Origin of the sequence: Paraburkholderia eburnea (assembly GCF_002917095.1) — a bacterium.
In the GTDB taxonomy this organism is placed as follows: Bacteria; Pseudomonadota; Gammaproteobacteria; order Burkholderiales; family Burkholderiaceae; genus Paraburkholderia; species Paraburkholderia eburnea.
Genome location: NZ_PQGA01000012.1, coordinates 102,021 through 120,567, shown reverse-complemented (window position 1 = coordinate 120,567; position 18,547 = coordinate 102,021). Strand labels below are relative to the sequence as shown.

The following is an 18,547-nucleotide window of genomic DNA, read 5'->3' as shown; positions in this document are numbered from 1 at the left end:
CGACAAAAAGGCTGCGGCGCTTCTCGCGCTCGCAGCCTTTTTTATCGCCTGAAAAATGCGTCAGCCGTTCATTCAGGGCCGACAATAACCGCCCGGCACCCCGTTCTTCGACAGCACAAACTGCCACAATTGAATATCGCGCGCCCGGAATGCGCCCGCGCACGACAGCAAATAATAACGCCACATCCGATAGAAACGATGCCCCATTTCCGCTTCGAAACGCGGCCACGCGGCTTCGAAATTAGCGTGCCACGCCATTAGCGTGCGGTCGTAATCGGCGCCGAAATTGTGCAGGTCTTCAGTCACGAAAAGACCGCCCGAAGCGTCCGCGACCTGGCCGATCGTCGGCAGTTCGCCGTTCGGGAAAATGTATTTGTCGATCCACGGATCGGGCGTCGTGTCGCGACGATTCTTGCCGATCGTATGCAGCAGGAAGAGGCCTTCGTCGTCGAGACAACGATGCGCGACTTCCATATACGTGCGGTAATTCTTCGGGCCGACATGCTCGAACATCCCCACACTCGCGATGCGGTCGAACTTCTCGTCGAGCAGCCGGTAATCCTGCAGACGAAATTCCACCGGCAAGCCTTCGCAACGCGCGGCGCCCAGCGCGGCCTGCTCCTTCGAAATCGTCACGCCAACGCATGAAACACCGTAGTTTTCCGCGGCGAACTTCATGAGACTGCCCCAGCCGCAGCCGATATCGAGCAGGCGCATACCGGGCTTGAGGCCCAGCTTTCTGCAGATCATGTCGAGCTTGGCTTCCTGCGCCTCGTCCAGCGTTTTCGCACCGCCCGTCCAATAACCGCACGTGTACGTCATGCGCTTGTCGAGCATCGCCTCATAAAAAGCGTTGCCGATGTCGTAATGCTGCTGCCCGACTTTCCACGCGCGGCGCACGGTCTGGCGATTCATGAGGCGCGCCTTGAGCGCGTAGAAGACGAGACGCGAGGGGTCGATGTCTTCGTCCAGATGGGCGCGCAGGACGTGCGCGAAGAATTCGTCCAGTTGCTCACAGTCCCACTGGCCGTCCATATAGGACTCGCCCAGAGCCAGGTTGCCTAGCGCCAGCACGCGCTCTGGGACCTGCGGATCGTGGATCTGCATGTCCCACGGTCGCGGGCCATTGAAGATGACATCGGCGCGTGCCAATAGTTGGGACGCGAACCGCCAGGCTCCTGAGACGGTGGCCTCGCGGGAAGAGTGGGCTGCTTCGAGATCGGTCGTTGCCATACGTGTTGCTCCGTATCAGACAATTTTCGTCGCGCGCGCTGCGAGAACCTCTATGATGCACCCGCTTCAAAAAACGTGCAGGAACACGGACAGCCCCGCCCGGCTCTCGGCGATAATCGGGCGCTGCGGTTGCAGGGCTTGCTGGGCAGGCCACACCAACCGCTCCCTTTTTTAAGCAGGTTGCCGCCGGTGAACAGGGTGCATATGCACCGGCGGCAGCGCTCCCGGCACGACTCTCACGACCACGAGGACTTCATGGCCTACGACGACAACAACATCTTCGCCAAGCTGCTGCGCGGCGAAATTCCCTCCATCAAGCTCTGCGAAAACGACGCGGCCGTCGCGATCATGGACGTGATGCCCCAATCCGAGGGACACGTGCTGGTGCTGCCGAAAGAAGGCGCCGAGGAAATCTATGAACTGTCGCCCGAGGCCTTGGCCGCCGCGATGGCGATGGTGCAGAAAATGGCGGTGGCGCTGCGCCGCGCGCTCACGCCCGATGGCCTGACGATCGCTCAGTTCAACGGCGCGGCAGCGGGCCAGACCGTGCCGCATGTGCATTTCCACCTGATTCCGCGCCGCAAAGGCGAAGAACTGCGCATGCACGCGCGCGATATGGCGGACAAGGCGGAACTGGAAGCCGTCGCGCAACGGATTCGCGCCGCGCTGTAAAACGGCAAAAAAATAGCGCGCGAAACGCTCGCGCGCTATTGCATTTCAGACCGGCTTTATCGGATCAGAATTTATGACGGATGCCGACTACGGCAAGCGCCTGTGTATCCGTGCCCGAGCTCACGCCGAAATCCCCAATCGATGCCTGCGCATCGATCGCCTGCCCCTTCGAATTGAGCGTGTGGCCACTGGCCTTTTGCCAGCCCGCCAGCGCATACAGTTCCGTGCGCTTTGAGAGCGCGTAATCGCCACCCACGTTCACCTGGTTGTAATGCGCCGAAGCCGGTCCCGTGAGCGAGGTGTAGTTATAGCCGACGCCCGCGCGCAACGCCGGATTGAACTGGTAATTCACGAACGCCGATCCATTATTGAATTTCGCGGTCTGGTGAAAAGTAGAGAAGCCATCGCTGCCGTACTGCGTGTTCGAATACGCCAGGCCCAGGCTCACCGCGCCAATCGCATAACTGCCGCCCGCGCGCACGATCTGAATCGAATTCGCGCTCGCGAAGCCTTGATTGATGACGGTGTTGAAAAGGCTGTCCGAACTGCTCGTCCACGCGCGCACGCCGGTCGTGACGGTGTTGCCGCCGTTGGCATAGAAGTAGCCCGCCGCGAGTGCGAGCGGCCCGTTGGTGTAGCCCGCGCCGAAGCTGTAGGTCTGGCCGCTGCCCGTCGCGCCCGCGACGCCGCCAAGCCCATAAAGTGCCTCGAATTGCAGGCCCGAAATGAGCGGACTCGTGTATTTGAGCGAATTGCTCACACGCAGGCTGTTATCGTAATTGTCGAGGTCGCCGGGCGTGCCAAACACGCCGCCGAACGGCCCGTCCTGGGTGAGCGGCTGTACGAGATCGACGAGCGGATCATATTGACGCCCGAGCGTGAGCGTGCCCCACGTATTGCTCGCAAGACCCACGATCGACTTGCGCCCGAATTCGCGCTGCCCCTGCCCCGCCACGCCGGTGCCCACGCTAAAGCCATTTTCAAGCTGGAAAATCGCGGCGAGACCATTGCCGAGGTCTTCGCTGCCGCGCAGCCCCCAGCGGCTGCCCGAAAGATTGCCGCTGCTGAATTTGACCAGCGTGCTTTGATTCTGGCCGCTCGCGTCCTGGGCGTTGTGAACCACGGCGATGCCCGCATCGACGATACCGTAGAGCGTCACGCTTCCCTGGGCGTGGGCGCCTGCTGCCGCCAGAGCTAGCGTGGCGGCGATGGCGAAAGAGGTGGCGCGAGGCGAGATGCGTTTCATAGGCGAGCTCCGTAGCATGTGCGAGATGTTGTTGAGTCCAGTGATGCCGTCCTGCCGGATACTTTTGAGGCGGATCGGCGGGGCCAGGCTGGCAACGATACGGAACGGATGCTGTGCAGTGAACGAATCAATTCTTCATTGCTTTGCAATGGCGCTGGGTTTTGTATTGGCCGCTTTGGGCGGATTTAATGCGAGCGCCGATGCGCGGCGGGGTGGCGTCTGGGCTTGTCGCGCAATGGCTGGCCATGGTGATCCGGCGCGCAGAACTGATTCCGTGGTGGCTGCGCCGCACCTGGCTGATATGCCGGCTGGTGACAAAGCCAAAAACCCCGCCAATCGGTGCGATTGGGCGGGGCCTCTCAAGTTTTTTTCTGGGCAATCGAATCCCTGACGGAGGCCCGATTTTCGGGGTTTTTGAAGGTTGCGAAAGGGGGCAATTACCCACCCCAACACCCATGCGGGCGCGGGGAAAAGCTAGTCGATTGCAACCCCAATGGCTCGCTCTGCAAAGGGGCGCCCGCTCGCGGGGGAGTCAGAAAAGGCCAAGCTGGCTGGCCCGCCCCGCAAAACGAATGCGACGCAGGCGCAGTACACGAGTGTAGTGTTAGTTGTCTGCCAGCTTTTTCGAAACGACAAACACGTCGACGCTGCCCATCGAGCACTCAACCGATGATGCCTCGCTTGACGTAATGACTTCGATCGTGCGGCCAGACTTCTCGTAGAAGGTAATGTCGTACACGTCGCGATACAGGTCCTTGCCGACCTTCTGCGACGCGAGCCGAACTGCGCGCGTTTTCGATTCGTCGAGCTTCGTGGGATCGGTGATGCCCTCGTTCTTGAGCTTGGCCTGTGCGATGTTCACGGGCCAGCTTACGCATTGAGCTGGGGATGCCGCGAGAGACAAGGCCGGGACCACTAGCAAAAGGGCGGCAGTGATTGCGAGTGACTTCATAGTTCCACCTTCAGGATTCTGTCTCCGCTTTCCCATACGCGATGGCGAACACCAGGATTTTGAATGATGCAGCCGTCCGAAGCCTCGCCGGGATGGAGCACGCTGTCGCCCTGCATCATGAATCCCTAGCGACCAAATGTGAACGTCCCCTGCTCAGGGGTCAGCCGCATTATGTAAGCGCCTGAGTGGGGATGCGTGAAGGGGGCGTGAATCTTGTAGGTGCCGCGCGGGATTGGGCCGATCATCATTTGCGTCTGCGCACCGGGATTGTTCTTTCCTGCTCCGCGACCTGAATAGCCTAGTCCAATGAATGCTCCATCATGCGAGAGCCGGCCGGTGGATTAGCTGTATGTCCAAGGCATTGCTTAGTTCCTCCCTATTGTCTGAATTGCCAGCAAACAGGCCATTCATGCGCAACGAATGAACCGTTGCGTGCGCAATTTGTTTCGCGTGAGAGTCCGTCGAATGGGCCGCCGATTCTAGCGACAAAAGGAATGTATCAATCGGAGCGCTGCGAATTTGTGTGCGCTTCTTGAGCTTAGTTAAGCCGCGGTCGTCGCGAGTGCGGCGGACTCGGCGCGCAAACCGTGCTCCTCCAATCGGAAAAGTGCGGCAGGGCCGCGCCAAAGCACCAATCGGCGCGTGGCATCTCGCAAGTAGGACCGCCGCATTGCCCGTTGGAGGTTGCCGGGCGATCCGATGGCCCCGGCGCTCTTTTCGTTGCCGCAGCGAAAAAAGCCCCCTAGCCTACTTAGGCGAAGGGGGCTAACTTTTGCGTGCAATTACCCACGAGCATGATTTCCAAACCCGTGGAAGCCTCGCGGTATAAGGTGGCGGAGAGAGGGGGATTCGAACCCCCGATAGGTTATTAACCTATACACGCTTTCCAGGCGTGCGACTTAAACCGCTCATCCATCTCTCCTGCGGGACGCGCATTATAGCAGGCTTCTGGCGAAAGAGGAAATCGGCGACTCACCCCACCTCAACCACCGCCCGCACCAGTCCACTCTTCAGCAGACTTACCGGCGTGACCGTTTCCCTTCCCCACGGAATTCGCCCGAAGAACCACAGCCTCCAGAACGTCAGCCCAGCGTGAGGTTGCCGCGCATACAACTCGTCGAATGTCTGCACGCAGCCGATCTCCACGCCCACCGCCTCGGCCAGCACTTCGCGGACAAATCTCGAGCAGAACTGCCGCGAAGATCGCAGATTGAAGCCCGTGTCATAAAGCACGCCGATCCGTCTTCTCGCTGCGCGACGAATGTCTGCGTGCTGCGCTTCCAACCCTCCACCCACGAGCCGATATACGGCAAAACGCCCCGCCTCGGACCGCCTGACGAAACGCCCCAAAGTCGTATAACGCGAAACAGGAAACGTACTCTCGGCGATGAGCGGCTCCGTGCCAGCCATATCGACCACGATCCCGACGTGATTGCTCCAGCATCCCGTAGCGGCGGACACTTCTAAAAATGGCCTCGCCCTGACGCGAATAAAAACCAGGTCGCCGACTTCGAGCAACACCGCCACGCCCAACGTATCGTCAAACCAGCGATTTTTAGAAAAATGAATCATCGGGTAGCTCACCAGGCGAATTGCGATACCGCATTCTTGTTCGCCACGCCCCACTCGCCCCATCCCGATAAAAACGCTCAAAAACCAGGACTACAAGTATCAAATACCGATACCGCAAAAACTAAGGATGCCGAATATAATCCACCAGCGCGACCGTGTACTCATCCGGTTTCCGATCCACCAGACTCACAAGAATCGCAACCAGAAACCCCGCGGGCACGCCAAACACTCCAGAGCTAATCGGCTCGATGCCCCACCACCTCGCCCCTTCGAACCCCGTAAGCTGCGTAAAGAACGGATAAGTCGAAACGATGTAATACACGCACACCCCAAGCCCCGCCACCATCCCGGCCACCGCGCCAAGCCGCGTGGTGCGCTTCCAGAACACCCCCAGCACCAGCACCGGAAAAAGACTCGAAGCCGCCAGCGAAAACGCCGCGCCCACCAGAAATAAAATATTGCCCGCATTCAGCGAAGCCACCCACGAAGCAAACAACGCCACGCCCAATAGCAATATCTTCGACATCGTCACGCGCCGTTGACTCGACGCATTCGGATCGACCATATGGTAATAAACATCGTGCGAAAGCACGTTCGAAATCGTCAGCAGCAATCCATCGGCCGTCGATAGCGCCGCCGCGAGCGCGCCCGATGCAATCAGCCCCGACATCACATAAGGCAGCCCCGCAATTTCCGGCGCGGCCAGCACCACCATATCGGGCTGCATCCGGATGTCGCTCCAGTGCACGATGCCGTCGCCGTTCACATCGGCGATACCGATCATGGTCGGCTCGATGCGGCGCCACTGCATCACCCAATGCGGCAGATCGTCGAAGTGCAGCCCGACCAGATGCGAAAGGATCTCGAACTTCATCAGCACCGCCAGCACCGGCACCGTCAAATAAAACAGCGCGACGAAGAACAAGGTCCAGCCCACCGAACGGCGCGCCGACGCCACCGAGGTCGTCGTGTTGTAGCGCGTGAGAATGTGCGGCAGGCTCGCCGTGCCCAGCGACAGGCACAGCAGCAGCGACAGAAAATTGCGCTCGTGAATGCGCCGCGCGTCGTCGCTTTCGGCGGGAAACGCTTCGTGCATCGGCACGGGCGGCGCCGCCTGCGCCAGCAGGTCGTCGCGCTGCTGCGTCCACGCCGCGCGCGCGGCCTGCTCGTCGCGCGGGAAATGCGCGATGTCGCGTTCGAGCGTATCGATGTCGCGCAGCGGACCGTTGTGGCGGCGCAGGTCCGCAAGCGTATCGATGAGGCGCGTCTTCTCTTCCACATACGAGCGCGGCAACGCGTCGAGGCGCGATTGCCACAGCGCCGCGCGCAGGCGGTATTCGTCGCGCACGTTCGCTTCGGCGCTCGCATCGCGCACGTCGCGTTCGAGCGTTTCCACACGCTGCATCACCCGGCCGTAGTCGAGTTGCGGCACCCAGCCCAGACCATCTCGATGCGCGATCAACGAAACCGGAATCAGGATCGCCGCGATCAGGATGATGTACTGCGCCACCTGGGTCCATGTGACGGCGCGCATCCCGCCGAGAAACGAACACACCAGAATGCCCGCCAGTCCGCAAAAGATGCCGATCGCGAAATCCACGCCGATAAAGCGCACGGCGATCAGCCCCACGCCCTGGATCTGCGCGACCAGGTAGACGAACGAGCAGAGGATGGTCGCGAGCACCGCCAGCGCGCGCACGAGGTTGCTGGAGAAGCGCGTGCCGAGAAAATCCGCGATGGTGTAGCGCGCGAGTTTGCGCACGTAGGGCGCGAGCAGGAAGGCCACGAGGCAGTAGCCGCCGGTCCAGCCCATCAGGTACGCCAGGCCGTCGTAGCCGCTCGCGTAAAGCGAGCCCGCGAGGCCGATGAACGAGGCCGCCGAGAGCCAGTCGGCGGCTGTCGCCATGCCGTTGAAGAACGAGGGCACGCGCCGTCCCGCCACGTAGTATTCGACGAGATCCGAGGTGCGCGAAAGCAGGCCGATCACGGCATAGACTGCGATCGGCACGAACAGGAACACGTAGCCGATCCACATGCCGGGGCCGGTGACGCGTTCGATGCGCCACATCACGTAGACGAAGGCGAGAAAGCCGAGCGTATAAAACGCGTAGGAGCGGATAAGCCGATGCGCGAGCTTCATCGTTGCGGCGCCTGGCGAGCGTCGCGGATGGCGTCTTCGGCTTCGCGCGCGGCCTGCAGTTCGCGGTCGGCGCGCTGCATCAGCACGATATAGATGGCTACCAGCGCCACGTAGAGCAGAATCGCTCCCTGCGCACCGATGTAGAACGGCAGGCTGAAGCCGGCGAAGCGCACGGTTTCGAGGGCGCGCGCAAACAGCGGCGCGACGAACGAGACCGCAAAGCCGATCGTCATGAGCACGCCGATGAGCGCCAGGTTAAAGCGCCAGTAGCGCCGGTGCGCGAGCGCCATCGCCGCGCTGACCGGCGGCGGCTCGGGCACGGGATTGACATTGTTCGGCGGTTGGGTGTGTGGCGCGGCCATGCGCCTGTGTAGCAAAAAGGCGCACGCGCGGCAATTGGTATGAATGCGAGGACGCCGCAAGGCGCGGCGTCCTGAACCCGTTTAAAGCGGGTTTAAAGCCGACTTAAAGCGACTCGCCGAGTTGATCGAGAATCGCCGGGTTCTCCAGCGTCGACACATCCTGCGTGATCGCCTCGCCCTTCGCGAGCGAGCGCAACAGGCGGCGCATGATCTTGCCCGAGCGCGTCTTCGGCAGGTTTTCGCCGAAGCGGATGTCCTTCGGCTTGGCGATCGGGCCGATTTCCTTGCCGACCCAGGCGCGCAGTTCGTTGGCGAGCTTCACGGCGTCGTCGCCTTGCGGGCGGTTGGCCTTGAGCACCACGAAGGCCACCACGGCTTCGCCGGTCGTGTCGTCCGGGCGGCCCACCACGGCGGCTTCGGCCACGAGCGGGTTGGCCACCAGCGCCGATTCGATCTCCATCGTGCCCAGGCGGTGGCCCGAGACGTTCAGCACGTCGTCGATGCGGCCCATGATCGTGAAGTAGCCGCTTTCCTTGTCGCGCACGCTGCCGTCGCCGGCCAGATAGAGCTTGCCACCCAGTTCTTCGGGGAAGTAGCCCGACTTGTAGCGTTCCGGCTGGCCCCAGACGTTGCGGATCATCGCGGGCCACGGGCGCTTGACGACGAGGATGCCGCCCTGCCCGTTCGGCACGTCCTGGCCGGTTTCGTCGACGATGGCCGCCATGATGCCCGGCAGCGGCAGCGTGCACGAACCCGGCACGAGCGGCGTCGCGCCCGGCAGCGGCGTGATCATGTGGCCGCCGGTCTCCGTTTGCCACCACGTATCGACGATCGGGCAGCGCTTGCCGCCCACGTTCTCGTAATACCAGATCCATGCTTCGGGATTGATCGGCTCGCCGACCGTGCCCAGGATGCGCAGCGACGACAGGTCATAGCTCTTCGGATGCACTTTCGCATCGGCTTCCGAAGCCTTGATGAGCGAGCGGATTGCCGTGGGCGCGGTGTAGAACAGCGTGACCTTGTGCTTCTGGATCATCTCCCAGAAGCGGCCCGCGTTCGGGAACGTGGGCACGCCTTCGAACACCACCTGGGTCGCGCCGATCGTGAGCGGCCCATACGCGATGTAGCTGTGGCCCGTGATCCAGCCGATATCGGCCGTGCACCAGAATACGTCGTCGCTCTTGTAGTCGAAGGTCCACTTCATGGTCTGCGCGGCCCACAGCAGATAGCCGCCCGTGCTGTGCTGCACGCCCTTCGGCTTGCCGGTCGAGCCCGACGTATAGAGGATGAAGAGCGGATGCTCCGCGCCCACGGGTTCCGGCGCGCAGGTGTCGCTTTCCGCCGCCGAGACTTCGTGCATCCAGTGGTCGCGGCCTTCGTGCCACGCGACCTTGCCGCCGGTGCGCTGATAAACGATCACGGTTTTAACGGCGTCGCAGCCGCCCATGGCGAGGGCTTCGTCGGCGATATTCTTCAGCGGCAGCGCCTTGCCGCCGCGCATCTGTTCGTCGGCGGTGATGAGCGCGACCGCGCCCACGTCCACCATGCGTTCGTTAAGCGACTTCGACGAGAAGCCGCCGAACACCACCGAATGCGTGGCACCGATGCGCGCGCAGGCCTGCATCGCCACCACGCCTTCGACCGACATCGGCATGTAGATGACGACGCGGTCGCCCTTCTTCACGCCGCGCTTCTTGAGCGCGTTGGCGAAGCGCGAGACGCGCGCGAGCAGATCCTGGTAGGTGATGTGGGTGACGGTGCCGTCGTCGGCTTCGAAGACGATCGCGACGCGCTCGCCGTTGCCGGCTTCCACATGACGGTCGAGGCTGTTGTACGAGGCGTTGAGTTCGCCGTCTTCGAACCAGGTGTAGAACGGCGCCTTCGACTCGTCGAGCACCTTCGTGAAGGGCTTTTGCCAGCTCAGCGTTTCGCGCGCGAGACGCGCCCAGAAACCTTCGTAATCGCCTTCGGCTTCGGCGACGAGCGCCTTGTAGGCGTCCATGCCGGACACCGTCGCGTTTGCCACCGTTTGCGCGGTCGGCGCAAACACACGATGTTCCTGAAGAACCGATTCAATCGCAGACATCGACAACCCCTTGGTGAAGATGAAACGTCAAACTCGTGGACGCGCGCCGCATCTTCGATGCCCGCGCGCGCCGTCTCCTGTGTGCCGCCGCGCCCGCTGTGTTCGGGCGCCTGCGGCGTTTCTTTGCTGCGGTTCTTTGCTGCGTCTCGCATGGACCCGCACGCGCGTCCATGCGTTGAAGATTAAGCGTCGCAACTTACCCGCTACTTACGCAGCGCGCCGGCCGGCCGCCGATTAGCGATAGCGACCTCTTAAACGGCCATTTAGAATGCTAACTGATCTGAGCGCCAGGATTCCAGCTTGAACCGCCATTCACTTTTTCTCGTCGCCGCCATGCTGCTCGTGGGCAGCAACGTCGGCATCGGCAAAACGATCGTTGCGTTTTTGCCCGTTGAGCTGTTCGCGCTGCTGCGCTTCGTGATCGCGCTCGCGGTGCTCTGGCCCCTGCTGCGCCTCGCCCGTATGCGCCGTGTGAAGCGCGACGAATGGCTGAATCTGTTCCTGCAGGCGCTCTTCGGTACATTCGGGTTTACGCTGCTGATGCTGGGCGGCGTGCATCGCACCAGCGCCGTCGCGGCGGGCGTCATTACGAGCACCATTCCGGCCGTGGTCGCGCTGTTCTCGTGGCTCTTCCTGCGTGAGCGGCCCGATGCGCGCGCCTTCGCGTCAATCGCGCTGGCCATCGTCGGCATCGCCGTCATCAATCTCGCGCACGCGGACCCGGCTGCCAGTATGGGCACGGCCAACCCCGGTTCCTTCACCGGCAATCTGATGGTGCTGGGCGCGGTCTGCTGCGAATCGCTCTATGTGATCCTTTCGCGCCGTCTCACGCAGACGCTCGCGCCGCTCGAAATCTGTGCGTACACGCATCTGTTCGGCTTCCTGCTGATGCTGCCGGTCGGCCTGTCCGGCGCATTCTCGTTCGACTATGCGAGCGTGCCCGTGGGTATCTGGGGCCTCGTGCTGTGGTATGGGCTGTCGGCCAGCGTGTTCTCGTTCGTGTTGTGGATGATGGGCATCCGGCACGTGCCGGGCAGCATCGCGGGCGTCTTCACGGCCGTGCTGCCGGTAGCCGCCGCCGTCTACGGCATGGTGTTTCTGGGCGAACGGCCCACGCCCGCGCATGGCGTCGCGCTCGCCTGCGTGATCGCGGGCATCGCGCTCGCCAGCCTCAAGACGAAACGCGTGCCGCCCATCGCGTCCTGAATCGCGTCCTGAAGCATCGTCGGACACCGGCGTAATGACTCTGAAAGTTTTGCTGTCAGGTTTGCTGCCTGCGTCGCGGCGAAGTGTCGCGCCGACGCGTTACAATAGCGCCCGCCCGGCCCCTGCGGAGCTGCGGCGCGAACGGCGCGAGCCTGCAGGAATCCGGCAGACTCGGCGCGGCGCGCCCGGCGCCGCGTGGACCCTGCCCGATTTCCGCCCTATGTGAAACGCCCATGTCCGCCGCACGCCCCGAGCCGTCTGCCGCACCCGCCCGCCGCCGCATGGGTGTGCTGCCCAGCATCATCTTCATGAGCCGCTGGCTCCAGGTGCCGCTGTACCTGGGCCTGATCGTCGCCCAGACGGTCTACTGCGTGCTCTTCATCAAGGAAGTCTGGCATCTCGTGACCCACGCGATGTCGCTCGACGAGACGAGCATCATGCTCGCCGTGCTCGGCCTGATCGACGTGGTGATGATTTCCAATCTGCTCATCATGGTGATCGTCGGCGGCTACGAGACCTTTGTCTCGCGCATGGGCCTGGAAGGCCATCCCGACGAGCCCGAATGGCTCGATCACGTGAACGCCGGCGTGCTGAAGGTGAAGCTCGCGATGGCGCTCATCAGCATTTCATCGATTCATCTGCTGAAAACCTTCATCAATCCGGATGCCGTGTCCGAGCGCACGGTGATCTGGCAAGTGGCCATTCACGTCGCCTTCCTGCTGTCCGCGCTGGTGATGGCCTGGATCGACCGCCTCACTACGCATACGCATCCCGAGCATTATCACGATCTCGCCGCGCGCCATCCGGTGCCCGTGCGCGACGCTGCGACGCCGGAATAAGACCGGCGCCTGACCGACAATAAAAAATTCCACGATTCGAATCACCCCGTCCCCATAGAAGCTAGCCATGACCGTCATCAAGCAGGAAGACCTGATCCAGAGCATCGCGGATTCGCTCCAGTACATCAGCTACTACCATCCGCAGGACTACATCGAGGCGCTGGGTCGCGCCTATGAGCTGGAGGAAAGCCCGGCCGCGAAAGACGCGATCGCGCAGATCCTCACCAACAGCCGCATGTGCGCCGAAGGCCGCCGCCCGATCTGCCAGGACACCGGCATCGTCACGATCTTCGTGAAGGTCGGCATGGATGTGCGTTGGGACGGCGCGACGATGGGCGTCACCGACATGATCAACGAAGGCGTGCGCCGCGGTTACCTGAACCCGGACAACGTCCTGCGCGCGTCGATCGTTTCGCCGCCCGAAGGCGGCCGCAAGAACACCAAGGACAACACGCCGGCCGTGATCCACTACGAGATCGTGCCGGGCGACAAGGTTGACATTCAGGTGGCGGCCAAGGGCGGCGGCTCGGAGAACAAGTCGAAGTTCGTCATGCTGAACCCGTCCGATTCGATCGTGGACTGGGTCCTCAAGACCGTGCCGACGATGGGCGCGGGCTGGTGCCCGCCGGGCATGCTCGGCATCGGCATCGGCGGCACCGCTGAAAAGGCGATGCTGATGGCGAAGGAATCGTTGATGGAATCCATCGACATCCAGGACATCATCAAGCGCGGTCCGAAGGACTGGATCGAAGAACTGCGTGTCGAGCTGCACGAGAAGGTCAACGCGCTTGGTATCGGCGCGCAGGGTCTGGGCGGTCTGGCCACCGTCCTCGACGTGAAGATTCACGCGGCGCCCACGCACGCGGCTTCGAAGCCCGTCGCGATGATCCCGAACTGCGCCGCCACGCGCCACGCGCACTTCGTGCTCGACGGCTCGGGCCCGGCGAAGCTCGAAGCGCCCTCGCTCGACGCCTGGCCGAAGGTCAACTGGGAACCGAACACGGAAACCAGCAAGCGCGTCGATCTGAACACGCTCACGCCGGAAGAAGTCGCGTCGTGGACGCCGGGTCAGACGCTGCTGCTCTCGGGCAAAATGCTCACGGGCCGCGACGCCGCGCACAAGCGCATCGCCGATATGCTCGCCAAGGGCGAGCAGCTGCCGGTGGACTTCAAGAACCGCGTGATTTATTACGTCGGCCCGGTCGATCCGGTGCGCGACGAAGTGGTTGGCCCGGCAGGCCCCACCACCGCCACGCGCATGGACAAGTTCACGGAGCTCATGCTCTCGCAAACGGGCCTCATCTCGATGGTGGGCAAGGCCGAGCGCGGCCCGGTCGCCATCGAGGCCATCAAGAAGCACAAGGCCGCCTACCTGATGGCCGTGGGCGGCGCCGCTTACCTCGTGTCGAAGGCGATTCGCGGCTCGAAGGTCGTCGCGTTCGAAGACCTCGGCATGGAAGCGATCTACGAGTTCGACGTCCAGGACATGCCGGTGACGGTCGCGGTCGATTCGTCGGGTACCTCGGTCCACAAGACGGGCCCCGCCGAATGGCAGGCGAAGATCGGCAAGATTCCGGTCGCAACGGCCTGATGATTCGCGCTCTGCGGGATAATTCATCGGCAGCAGCATCGCCGAACTAAAAACCGGGGCCCCGCGCCCCGGTTTTTCTTTGAGTAACGCGAAGCGTACTGAGACTAATTCTCAGCACGCAGCAAATAGCCAATTTAGGCGCGTTTTGGCGCAGATTCGGCCTTGGCTTTTGTGTATTGAGCGTTTATTGTTTGAAACCAGTGTTAAAACCTGCCCGCCCCTACAAGGAAGGAAAAACTATGCAAGGCGACAAGAAAGTCATCGAATATCTCAATGCGCAGCTCAAGAACGAACTGACCGCGATTAACCAGTACTTCCTGCACGCCCGCATGTACAAGCATTGGGGCCTCGAAAAGCTCGGCAAGCACGAATATGACGAGTCGATCGGTGAAATGCGTCACGCTGACTGGCTCATCGAACGTATTTTCATGCTCGACGGTCTGCCCAATCTGCAGGATCTGCACAAGCTGCTGATCGGCGAAGAAACCAAGGAAGTGCTCGAATGCGATCTGAAGCTCGAGTACATCTCCCAGGGCACCTGCAAGGAAGCCATCGCTTATTGCGAATCGGTGCGTGATTTTGTCTCGCGTGAAATCTTCACGAAGATTCTCGACGACACCGAAGAACACATCGACTGGCTCGAAACGCAGATCGACCTGATCGACAAGGTCGGCATCCAGAATTACCAGCAAACCATGATGGGTTCGGTAGAATCCTGATTCTGATTGCCGTACGGTCACACCCGCTCTCGCGCGGGTGTGACCCTGAAGCCGCCATTTCAGCATTCCCAGCGTCCGTTTCCGCCTCCCGACTCTCGTGAACCATCCGGCTCCCAACTGCGCCGCGCCCATCGGTATTTTCGATTCCGGGCTGGGCGGCCTCTCGGTGCTGCGCGCCGTGCGCGCGCATCTGCCCGCCGAGCAGGTCGTCTACGTGGCCGACTCGCGCTATGCGCCGTATGGCCAGCGCGACGACGACTTCATCGCCGACCGCACGCTCGCGATCGGCGAATGGCTCGTGGCGCAGGGCGCGAAGGCGCTGGTGGTGGCCTGCAACACGGCCACGGCGCAGTCGATCGAGTTCGTGCGCGCGCGCCTGCCGATCCCGCTCGTGGGCGTGGAGCCGGGTGTGAAGCCGGCGGCGCTGTTGTCGAAATCGCGCGTCGCGGGCGTGCTGGCCACCCAGGTGACGCTGCGCAGTGCGCGCTTCCAGGCGCTCGTCGAGCGTCATGCCGACGATCTGCGCGTGCTGTGCCAGCCAGGCCACGGTCTCGTGGAGGCGGTCGAGCGCTGCGACATCGACTCGCCGGAACTGGTCGAACTGCTGCGCGCCTACGTCCAGCCGATGCTCGACGCCGGCGCCGACACGCTGGTGCTCGGCTGCACGCACTACCCGTTTCTGGATGCCGCGATCCGCTCGATCGTCGGCGAACGCATGACGCTCGTGGATACGAGCGTGGCCATCGCCCGTCAGCTCGAACGCGTGCTCGATCAGCACGGTCTGCGCGCGTCGGCGCGTGACGACGAATCTCCCGCCGACGCGCGGTTGTGCTCGACCAGCGACGGCGAGCATTTGCGCGCGCTCGCGCAAGCGCTGCTCAACCTGGAAGCGCCAGTCGAGCGCGTCCAGATCCCCTCGCGGCGCACCCGCGAACTCGAATCCCACGCTGTCTGAGCGCAACAGGGCAGAAAAAGCCGCTCGTTCCCGCCCCCTTTCTTACGCCCGTCTTTCTCCTTCTGGCCCCGTCTGACGCCCGCCTGCCACCGGCCTCGGCGATCGCGCCCCGCTCTCGCGTGCTTCTGATCCAGAGCAAAATCCCTGCTAAGCATCCGGTTTTGTTACAAAAATTCCATCTGCATGCTTGCCAAACGGGCCAAACATAATGATAATAATTCGCATTAACTCTCTCTATTGCGCTCCATCATGATTGTCTGCGTGTGCAAGTCCGTCTCCGACCGTACGATTCGTGCCTCCATTGCGGAAGGCATGGACTCTTTCGACGAGCTGCAATTCGAGCTTGGCGTCGCGACCTGCTGCGGCAAGTGCGAAGAATCCGTTCGCGACGTGATGGCGCAAAGCGGCGTGTGTGCAAGCCGTTGCGGCGTGACGCATCACCACGCTCATCCGGTCGTGGCCGTGCCGCATGTGGTTCCCCTGACGTTCTACGAGCGCAAGGCCGCCTGATTTTCCCGTGACGCGCGACTCAAGTCTGCTGAGACGCGCGCCGCAACAACGCTCAAAAAACCGAGCGCTTTATCGCCGACAGCAAGCCAGTTTCACGACCAGCCAGCTACCGCTCGCACCTTTTTCTGGAGGACGGGATGGAATTGCTGATCGGATTTGTGACTACCGTGTGCATCTCGCTGTTGATCTTTCGCCCATAAAGCTGCCCGTAGCGACGCGTTGTCTGCCTTGTGCGCCGTCGAATACAGGGCGGCCACGCTAACATGCAGGCTTCTCAAACCACCGCCACCGCGCTGACGTTTCCCGTCTTCCGCACGAACCGCCGAGTCGTGACCGCGACGGCGATCGTGCTCGCGCTGCACGCCGCGCTCATCGCCGTCGTGCTCACGCACCACGACGACGCCAGGCCCATCGCACTCCAGTCGCAAGCCATCACGGCCGAGCTGCTCAAACCCGAGCCGCTCGCCGCTCCGGCCGCGATCCAGTCCACGCCGACTCCGCCGCCGCCCAAACCGGTGCCGGTGAAGCGCGAAAAGCCCAAGGCCCAGCCGAAGCAAAAACCGACGCCTACGCCGCCGCTGCCCGTCGCCGCCGCGCCCTCGCAGCACGCGATCGAAACGCCCGCGCCCGCCGATCCGGCGCCCCCCGCGCCGACGCCGCCCGCTGCGCCACAGGCGGCAGCACCCGCGCCGGCCAAGCCCGTGATGGCGCTGTCCGCACCCAGGAATGTCTCGCACCTCGACTGCCGCATCGTCGAGCCGGACTACCCGACGCTCTCGAAGCGCCGCGGCGAGACCGGCACGGCGCTCGTGCACTTCGTGGTGGGCCTGAGCGGCAAGATCGAGAACATCGAGCTGCGCAAGTCCAGCGGCTATAGCCGTCTCGACGACGCCGCGATGGACGCGATGCGCAGCAGTTCCTGCAAGCCGTACCTGGAAGACGGCCAGCCGGTGCGCGCGGCTTACACGCAACCGTTCGATTTCAGCCTGCACGATTGAGTCGCGCAGGCGTCAGGCGCGCCGCCAACACGGCGCGTCTGAATGAGAATCACACTGTTTTGATGAATTGAATTAAAGGAAAAAAGCATGCAGAACTACGGTATCGCCCACGTCTGGGCGCAAGGGGATTTCGTGACGCGCGGCATCGCGCTTGCACTGTTCATCATGTCGGTGCTGTCGTGGTGCGTGATCGTCGTGAAGGGCTGGAACGTCGCGCGCCTCAAGCGCCTCACGAAGAACGCCGAGCAGCAGTTCTGGCATTCGGACGATCTCGCCGACGGCGTGAAGAAGCTCGGCAGCGGCACGCGCGAAGACAACCCGTTCCTCGCCCTCGCCCTCTCGGGTCAGGAAGCCGCCGATCACCATCACCAGACGCAACCGCATCTGCATGACCGCATGGACGTGTCGGACTGGGTCACGCGCTGCCTGAAGGACACGATGGACGACTCGGTGGCGAAGATGCAGTCGGGCCTCGCGATCCTCGCGTCGATCGGCAGCACGGCGCCGTTCGTCGGCCTGTTCGGTACGGTGTGGGGCATCTATCACGCCCTGCTCTCGATCGGCGCATCGGGCCAGACCTCGATCGACGCGGTCGCGGGTCCGGTCGGCGAAGCGCTCATCATGACGGCATTCGGCCTGTTCGTCGCGATTCCGGCAGTGCTCGGCTACAACGCGCTCACGCGCGCCAACAAGGCGATCGTCACGAAGCTCAACCGCTTCGCTCACGGTCTGCACGCCTTCTTCGTGACGGGCGCACGCCTGTCGTCGACGTCCAGGGGCGGCAACAGCGCCAGCGGCAGCCTGCGCGTCGCCGCACGCACCCACTAATACGCGGAGGCAAGCAACATGGCGATGAGCCCTTTTGCCAGCGATGACGACGATGGCCTCATGAACGAAATCAACATGACGCCGCTCGTCGACGTCATGTTGGTTCTCCTGATCGTTTTCATGGTGACGATCCCCGTGATCCGTCACGCCGTGAAGATCGACCTGCCGCACGCGAGCAGTCAGAAGGAAGACACCAAGCCCGCGCAGATCAACATCTCGATCGAAGCGGACGGCACGGTGCTGTGGGACGGCAATGCCGTGAGCGACGAGCAGCTCACCGCGAAGATCGCGGCGGCCGCCCAGCAGGAACCGCAGCCGGAGCTGCACCTGAACGCGGATCGCAAGGTCCAGTACGAGAAGGTGGCACAGGTGATGTCGGCCGCGCAGAGCGGCGGTCTTACGAAGCTCGGCTTCGTGACCGATCCGGCACACAAGTGATGCACACGTGACGCCGGCCACGCGCCGGGCGTCGCATCGACAGACACGCGCGGCCCTTTCGCCGCGCGTTTTCTTTTGCGCTGATTAATTCGGATACCAGAATATTCGGGCGCAAAGTAAAAGGCCTTCATCGTCGGATGAAGGCCTTTTTTCGAGCGCACGCGGCGCATTCGGGCGGTGGCGACACTCCCCGACAATCG

At 62.6% G+C, this 18,547-nt stretch carries 19 protein-coding genes and 1 tRNA gene; 11 read left to right on the top strand and 9 right to left on the bottom strand.

What is annotated here, in order from left to right; genetic code table 11:
- Positions 1–72 precede the first annotated feature (72 nt).
- Positions 73–1,233, bottom strand: a complete 1,161-nt coding sequence (cfa, locus tag B0G62_RS20680) for a cyclopropane fatty acyl phospholipid synthase (protein ID WP_103706075.1) — start codon at positions 1,231–1,233, stop codon at positions 73–75.
- 255 nt (positions 1,234–1,488) lie between these two features.
- On the opposite strand from cfa, the gene B0G62_RS20675 reads away from it, so the two are divergent.
- Complete coding sequence (locus B0G62_RS20675) at positions 1,489–1,905, top strand: HIT family protein (protein ID WP_103706074.1); 417 nt, start codon at positions 1,489–1,491, stop codon at positions 1,903–1,905.
- A gap of 64 nt (positions 1,906–1,969) precedes the next feature.
- Here the strand turns inward: B0G62_RS20675 and B0G62_RS20670 are convergent, their stop codons facing one another.
- Positions 1,970–3,151, bottom strand: coding sequence for a porin (locus tag B0G62_RS20670; RefSeq protein ID WP_103706073.1), 1,182 nt, complete (start codon positions 3,149–3,151; stop codon positions 1,970–1,972).
- A gap of 118 nt (positions 3,152–3,269) precedes the next feature.
- Here B0G62_RS20670 and B0G62_RS31400 point away from each other — a divergent pair, with 118 nt between their 5' ends.
- On the top strand, positions 3,270–3,542 hold the full coding sequence (locus B0G62_RS31400) for a hypothetical protein (protein WP_146055336.1): 273 nt from the start codon (positions 3,270–3,272) through the stop codon (positions 3,540–3,542).
- Between the two features lie 213 nt (positions 3,543–3,755).
- Here the strand turns inward: B0G62_RS31400 and B0G62_RS20665 are convergent, their stop codons facing one another.
- The 7 genes from B0G62_RS20665 to acs form a co-directional block, all read right to left on the bottom strand.
- On the bottom strand, positions 3,756–4,013 hold the full coding sequence (locus B0G62_RS20665) for a hypothetical protein (protein WP_244193319.1): 258 nt from the start codon (positions 4,011–4,013) through the stop codon (positions 3,756–3,758).
- Between the two features lie 215 nt (positions 4,014–4,228).
- Positions 4,229–4,411, bottom strand: coding sequence for a tlde1 domain-containing protein (locus tag B0G62_RS32740; protein WP_279629762.1), 183 nt, complete (start codon positions 4,409–4,411; stop codon positions 4,229–4,231).
- Between the two features lie 523 nt (positions 4,412–4,934).
- A tRNA-Ser gene (locus tag B0G62_RS20655) sits at positions 4,935–5,025 on the bottom strand.
- Positions 5,026–5,075: 50 nt separating this feature from the next.
- Positions 5,076–5,687 (bottom strand): YebB family permuted papain-like enzyme, encoded by a 612-nt coding sequence (locus tag B0G62_RS20650; protein ID WP_244193318.1) that lies wholly within the window; start codon positions 5,685–5,687, stop codon positions 5,076–5,078.
- Positions 5,688–5,796: 109 nt separating this feature from the next.
- Positions 5,797–7,815 carry a VC_2705 family sodium/solute symporter gene (locus B0G62_RS20645; RefSeq protein WP_103706070.1) on the bottom strand — a complete coding sequence of 673 codons (2,019 nt, stop codon included), beginning with the start codon at positions 7,813–7,815 and terminating at the stop codon, positions 5,797–5,799.
- Positions 7,812–8,177, bottom strand: a complete 366-nt coding sequence (locus B0G62_RS20640; protein ID WP_103706069.1) for a DUF4212 domain-containing protein — start codon at positions 8,175–8,177, stop codon at positions 7,812–7,814. Before B0G62_RS20640 ends, B0G62_RS20645 begins: the two co-directional genes overlap by 4 nt.
- Positions 8,178–8,280: 103 nt before the next feature.
- A complete protein-coding gene (acs, locus tag B0G62_RS20635; RefSeq protein ID WP_103706068.1) occupies positions 8,281–10,263 on the bottom strand; it encodes an acetate--CoA ligase in 1,983 nt (660 codons plus the stop codon).
- Between the two features lie 300 nt (positions 10,264–10,563).
- On the opposite strand from acs, the gene B0G62_RS20630 reads away from it, so the two are divergent.
- The 9 genes from B0G62_RS20630 to B0G62_RS20590 all read left to right on the top strand — a co-directional run bounded on the left by B0G62_RS20630 (position 10,564) and on the right by B0G62_RS20590 (position 18,347).
- Positions 10,564–11,469, top strand: a complete 906-nt coding sequence (locus tag B0G62_RS20630) for a DMT family transporter (RefSeq protein WP_103706067.1) — start codon at positions 10,564–10,566, stop codon at positions 11,467–11,469.
- Positions 11,470–11,702: 233 nt separating this feature from the next.
- Entirely contained in the window at positions 11,703–12,308 is a 606-nt protein-coding gene (locus B0G62_RS20625) for a TIGR00645 family protein (protein WP_103706066.1), read from the top strand.
- Between the two features lie 67 nt (positions 12,309–12,375).
- On the top strand, positions 12,376–13,899 hold the full coding sequence (locus B0G62_RS20620) for a fumarate hydratase (protein ID WP_103706065.1): 1,524 nt from the start codon (positions 12,376–12,378) through the stop codon (positions 13,897–13,899).
- 239 nt (positions 13,900–14,138) lie between these two features.
- Complete coding sequence (gene bfr, locus B0G62_RS20615; RefSeq protein ID WP_103706064.1) at positions 14,139–14,618, top strand: bacterioferritin; 480 nt, start codon at positions 14,139–14,141, stop codon at positions 14,616–14,618.
- Positions 14,619–14,715: 97 nt separating this feature from the next.
- A complete protein-coding gene (murI, locus tag B0G62_RS20610; protein ID WP_227473028.1) occupies positions 14,716–15,573 on the top strand; it encodes a glutamate racemase in 858 nt (285 codons plus the stop codon).
- Between the two features lie 249 nt (positions 15,574–15,822).
- Positions 15,823–16,083, top strand: a complete 261-nt coding sequence (locus tag B0G62_RS20605; protein ID WP_103706062.1) for a (2Fe-2S)-binding protein — start codon at positions 15,823–15,825, stop codon at positions 16,081–16,083.
- Positions 16,084–16,346: 263 nt separating this feature from the next.
- Positions 16,347–17,081, top strand: coding sequence for an energy transducer TonB (locus tag B0G62_RS20600; protein WP_103706061.1), 735 nt, complete (start codon positions 16,347–16,349; stop codon positions 17,079–17,081).
- Between the two features lie 87 nt (positions 17,082–17,168).
- Positions 17,169–17,909, top strand: coding sequence for a MotA/TolQ/ExbB proton channel family protein (locus B0G62_RS20595; protein ID WP_103706060.1), 741 nt, complete (start codon positions 17,169–17,171; stop codon positions 17,907–17,909).
- 18 nt (positions 17,910–17,927) lie between these two features.
- Positions 17,928–18,347 carry an ExbD/TolR family protein gene (locus tag B0G62_RS20590; RefSeq protein ID WP_103706059.1) on the top strand — a complete coding sequence of 140 codons (420 nt, stop codon included), beginning with the start codon at positions 17,928–17,930 and terminating at the stop codon, positions 18,345–18,347.
- The last annotated feature ends 200 nt before the right edge of the window (positions 18,348–18,547 follow it).

Bases quoted from the DNA above. Each gene is read 5' to 3' on its own strand.
- cfa (WP_103706075.1), bottom strand. From the start codon at position 1,233: ATGGCAACGACCGATCTCGAAGCAGCCCACTCTTCCCGCGAGGCCACC.
- B0G62_RS20675 (WP_103706074.1), top strand. From the start codon at position 1,489: ATGGCCTACGACGACAACAACATCTTCGCCAAGCTGCTGCGCGGCGAA.
- B0G62_RS20670 (WP_103706073.1), bottom strand. From the start codon at position 3,151: ATGAAACGCATCTCGCCTCGCGCCACCTCTTTCGCCATCGCCGCCACG.
- B0G62_RS20645 (WP_103706070.1), bottom strand. From the start codon at position 7,815: ATGAAGCTCGCGCATCGGCTTATCCGCTCCTACGCGTTTTATACGCTC.
- B0G62_RS20640 (WP_103706069.1), bottom strand. From the start codon at position 8,177: ATGGCCGCGCCACACACCCAACCGCCGAACAATGTCAATCCCGTGCCC.
- acs (WP_103706068.1), bottom strand. From the start codon at position 10,263: ATGTCTGCGATTGAATCGGTTCTTCAGGAACATCGTGTGTTTGCGCCG.
- B0G62_RS20625 (WP_103706066.1), top strand. From the start codon at position 11,703: ATGTCCGCCGCACGCCCCGAGCCGTCTGCCGCACCCGCCCGCCGCCGC.
- B0G62_RS20620 (WP_103706065.1), top strand. From the start codon at position 12,376: ATGACCGTCATCAAGCAGGAAGACCTGATCCAGAGCATCGCGGATTCG.
- bfr (WP_103706064.1), top strand. From the start codon at position 14,139: ATGCAAGGCGACAAGAAAGTCATCGAATATCTCAATGCGCAGCTCAAG.
- B0G62_RS20605 (WP_103706062.1), top strand. From the start codon at position 15,823: ATGATTGTCTGCGTGTGCAAGTCCGTCTCCGACCGTACGATTCGTGCC.
- B0G62_RS20600 (WP_103706061.1), top strand. From the start codon at position 16,347: ATGCAGGCTTCTCAAACCACCGCCACCGCGCTGACGTTTCCCGTCTTC.
- B0G62_RS20595 (WP_103706060.1), top strand. From the start codon at position 17,169: ATGCAGAACTACGGTATCGCCCACGTCTGGGCGCAAGGGGATTTCGTG.
- B0G62_RS20590 (WP_103706059.1), top strand. From the start codon at position 17,928: ATGGCGATGAGCCCTTTTGCCAGCGATGACGACGATGGCCTCATGAAC.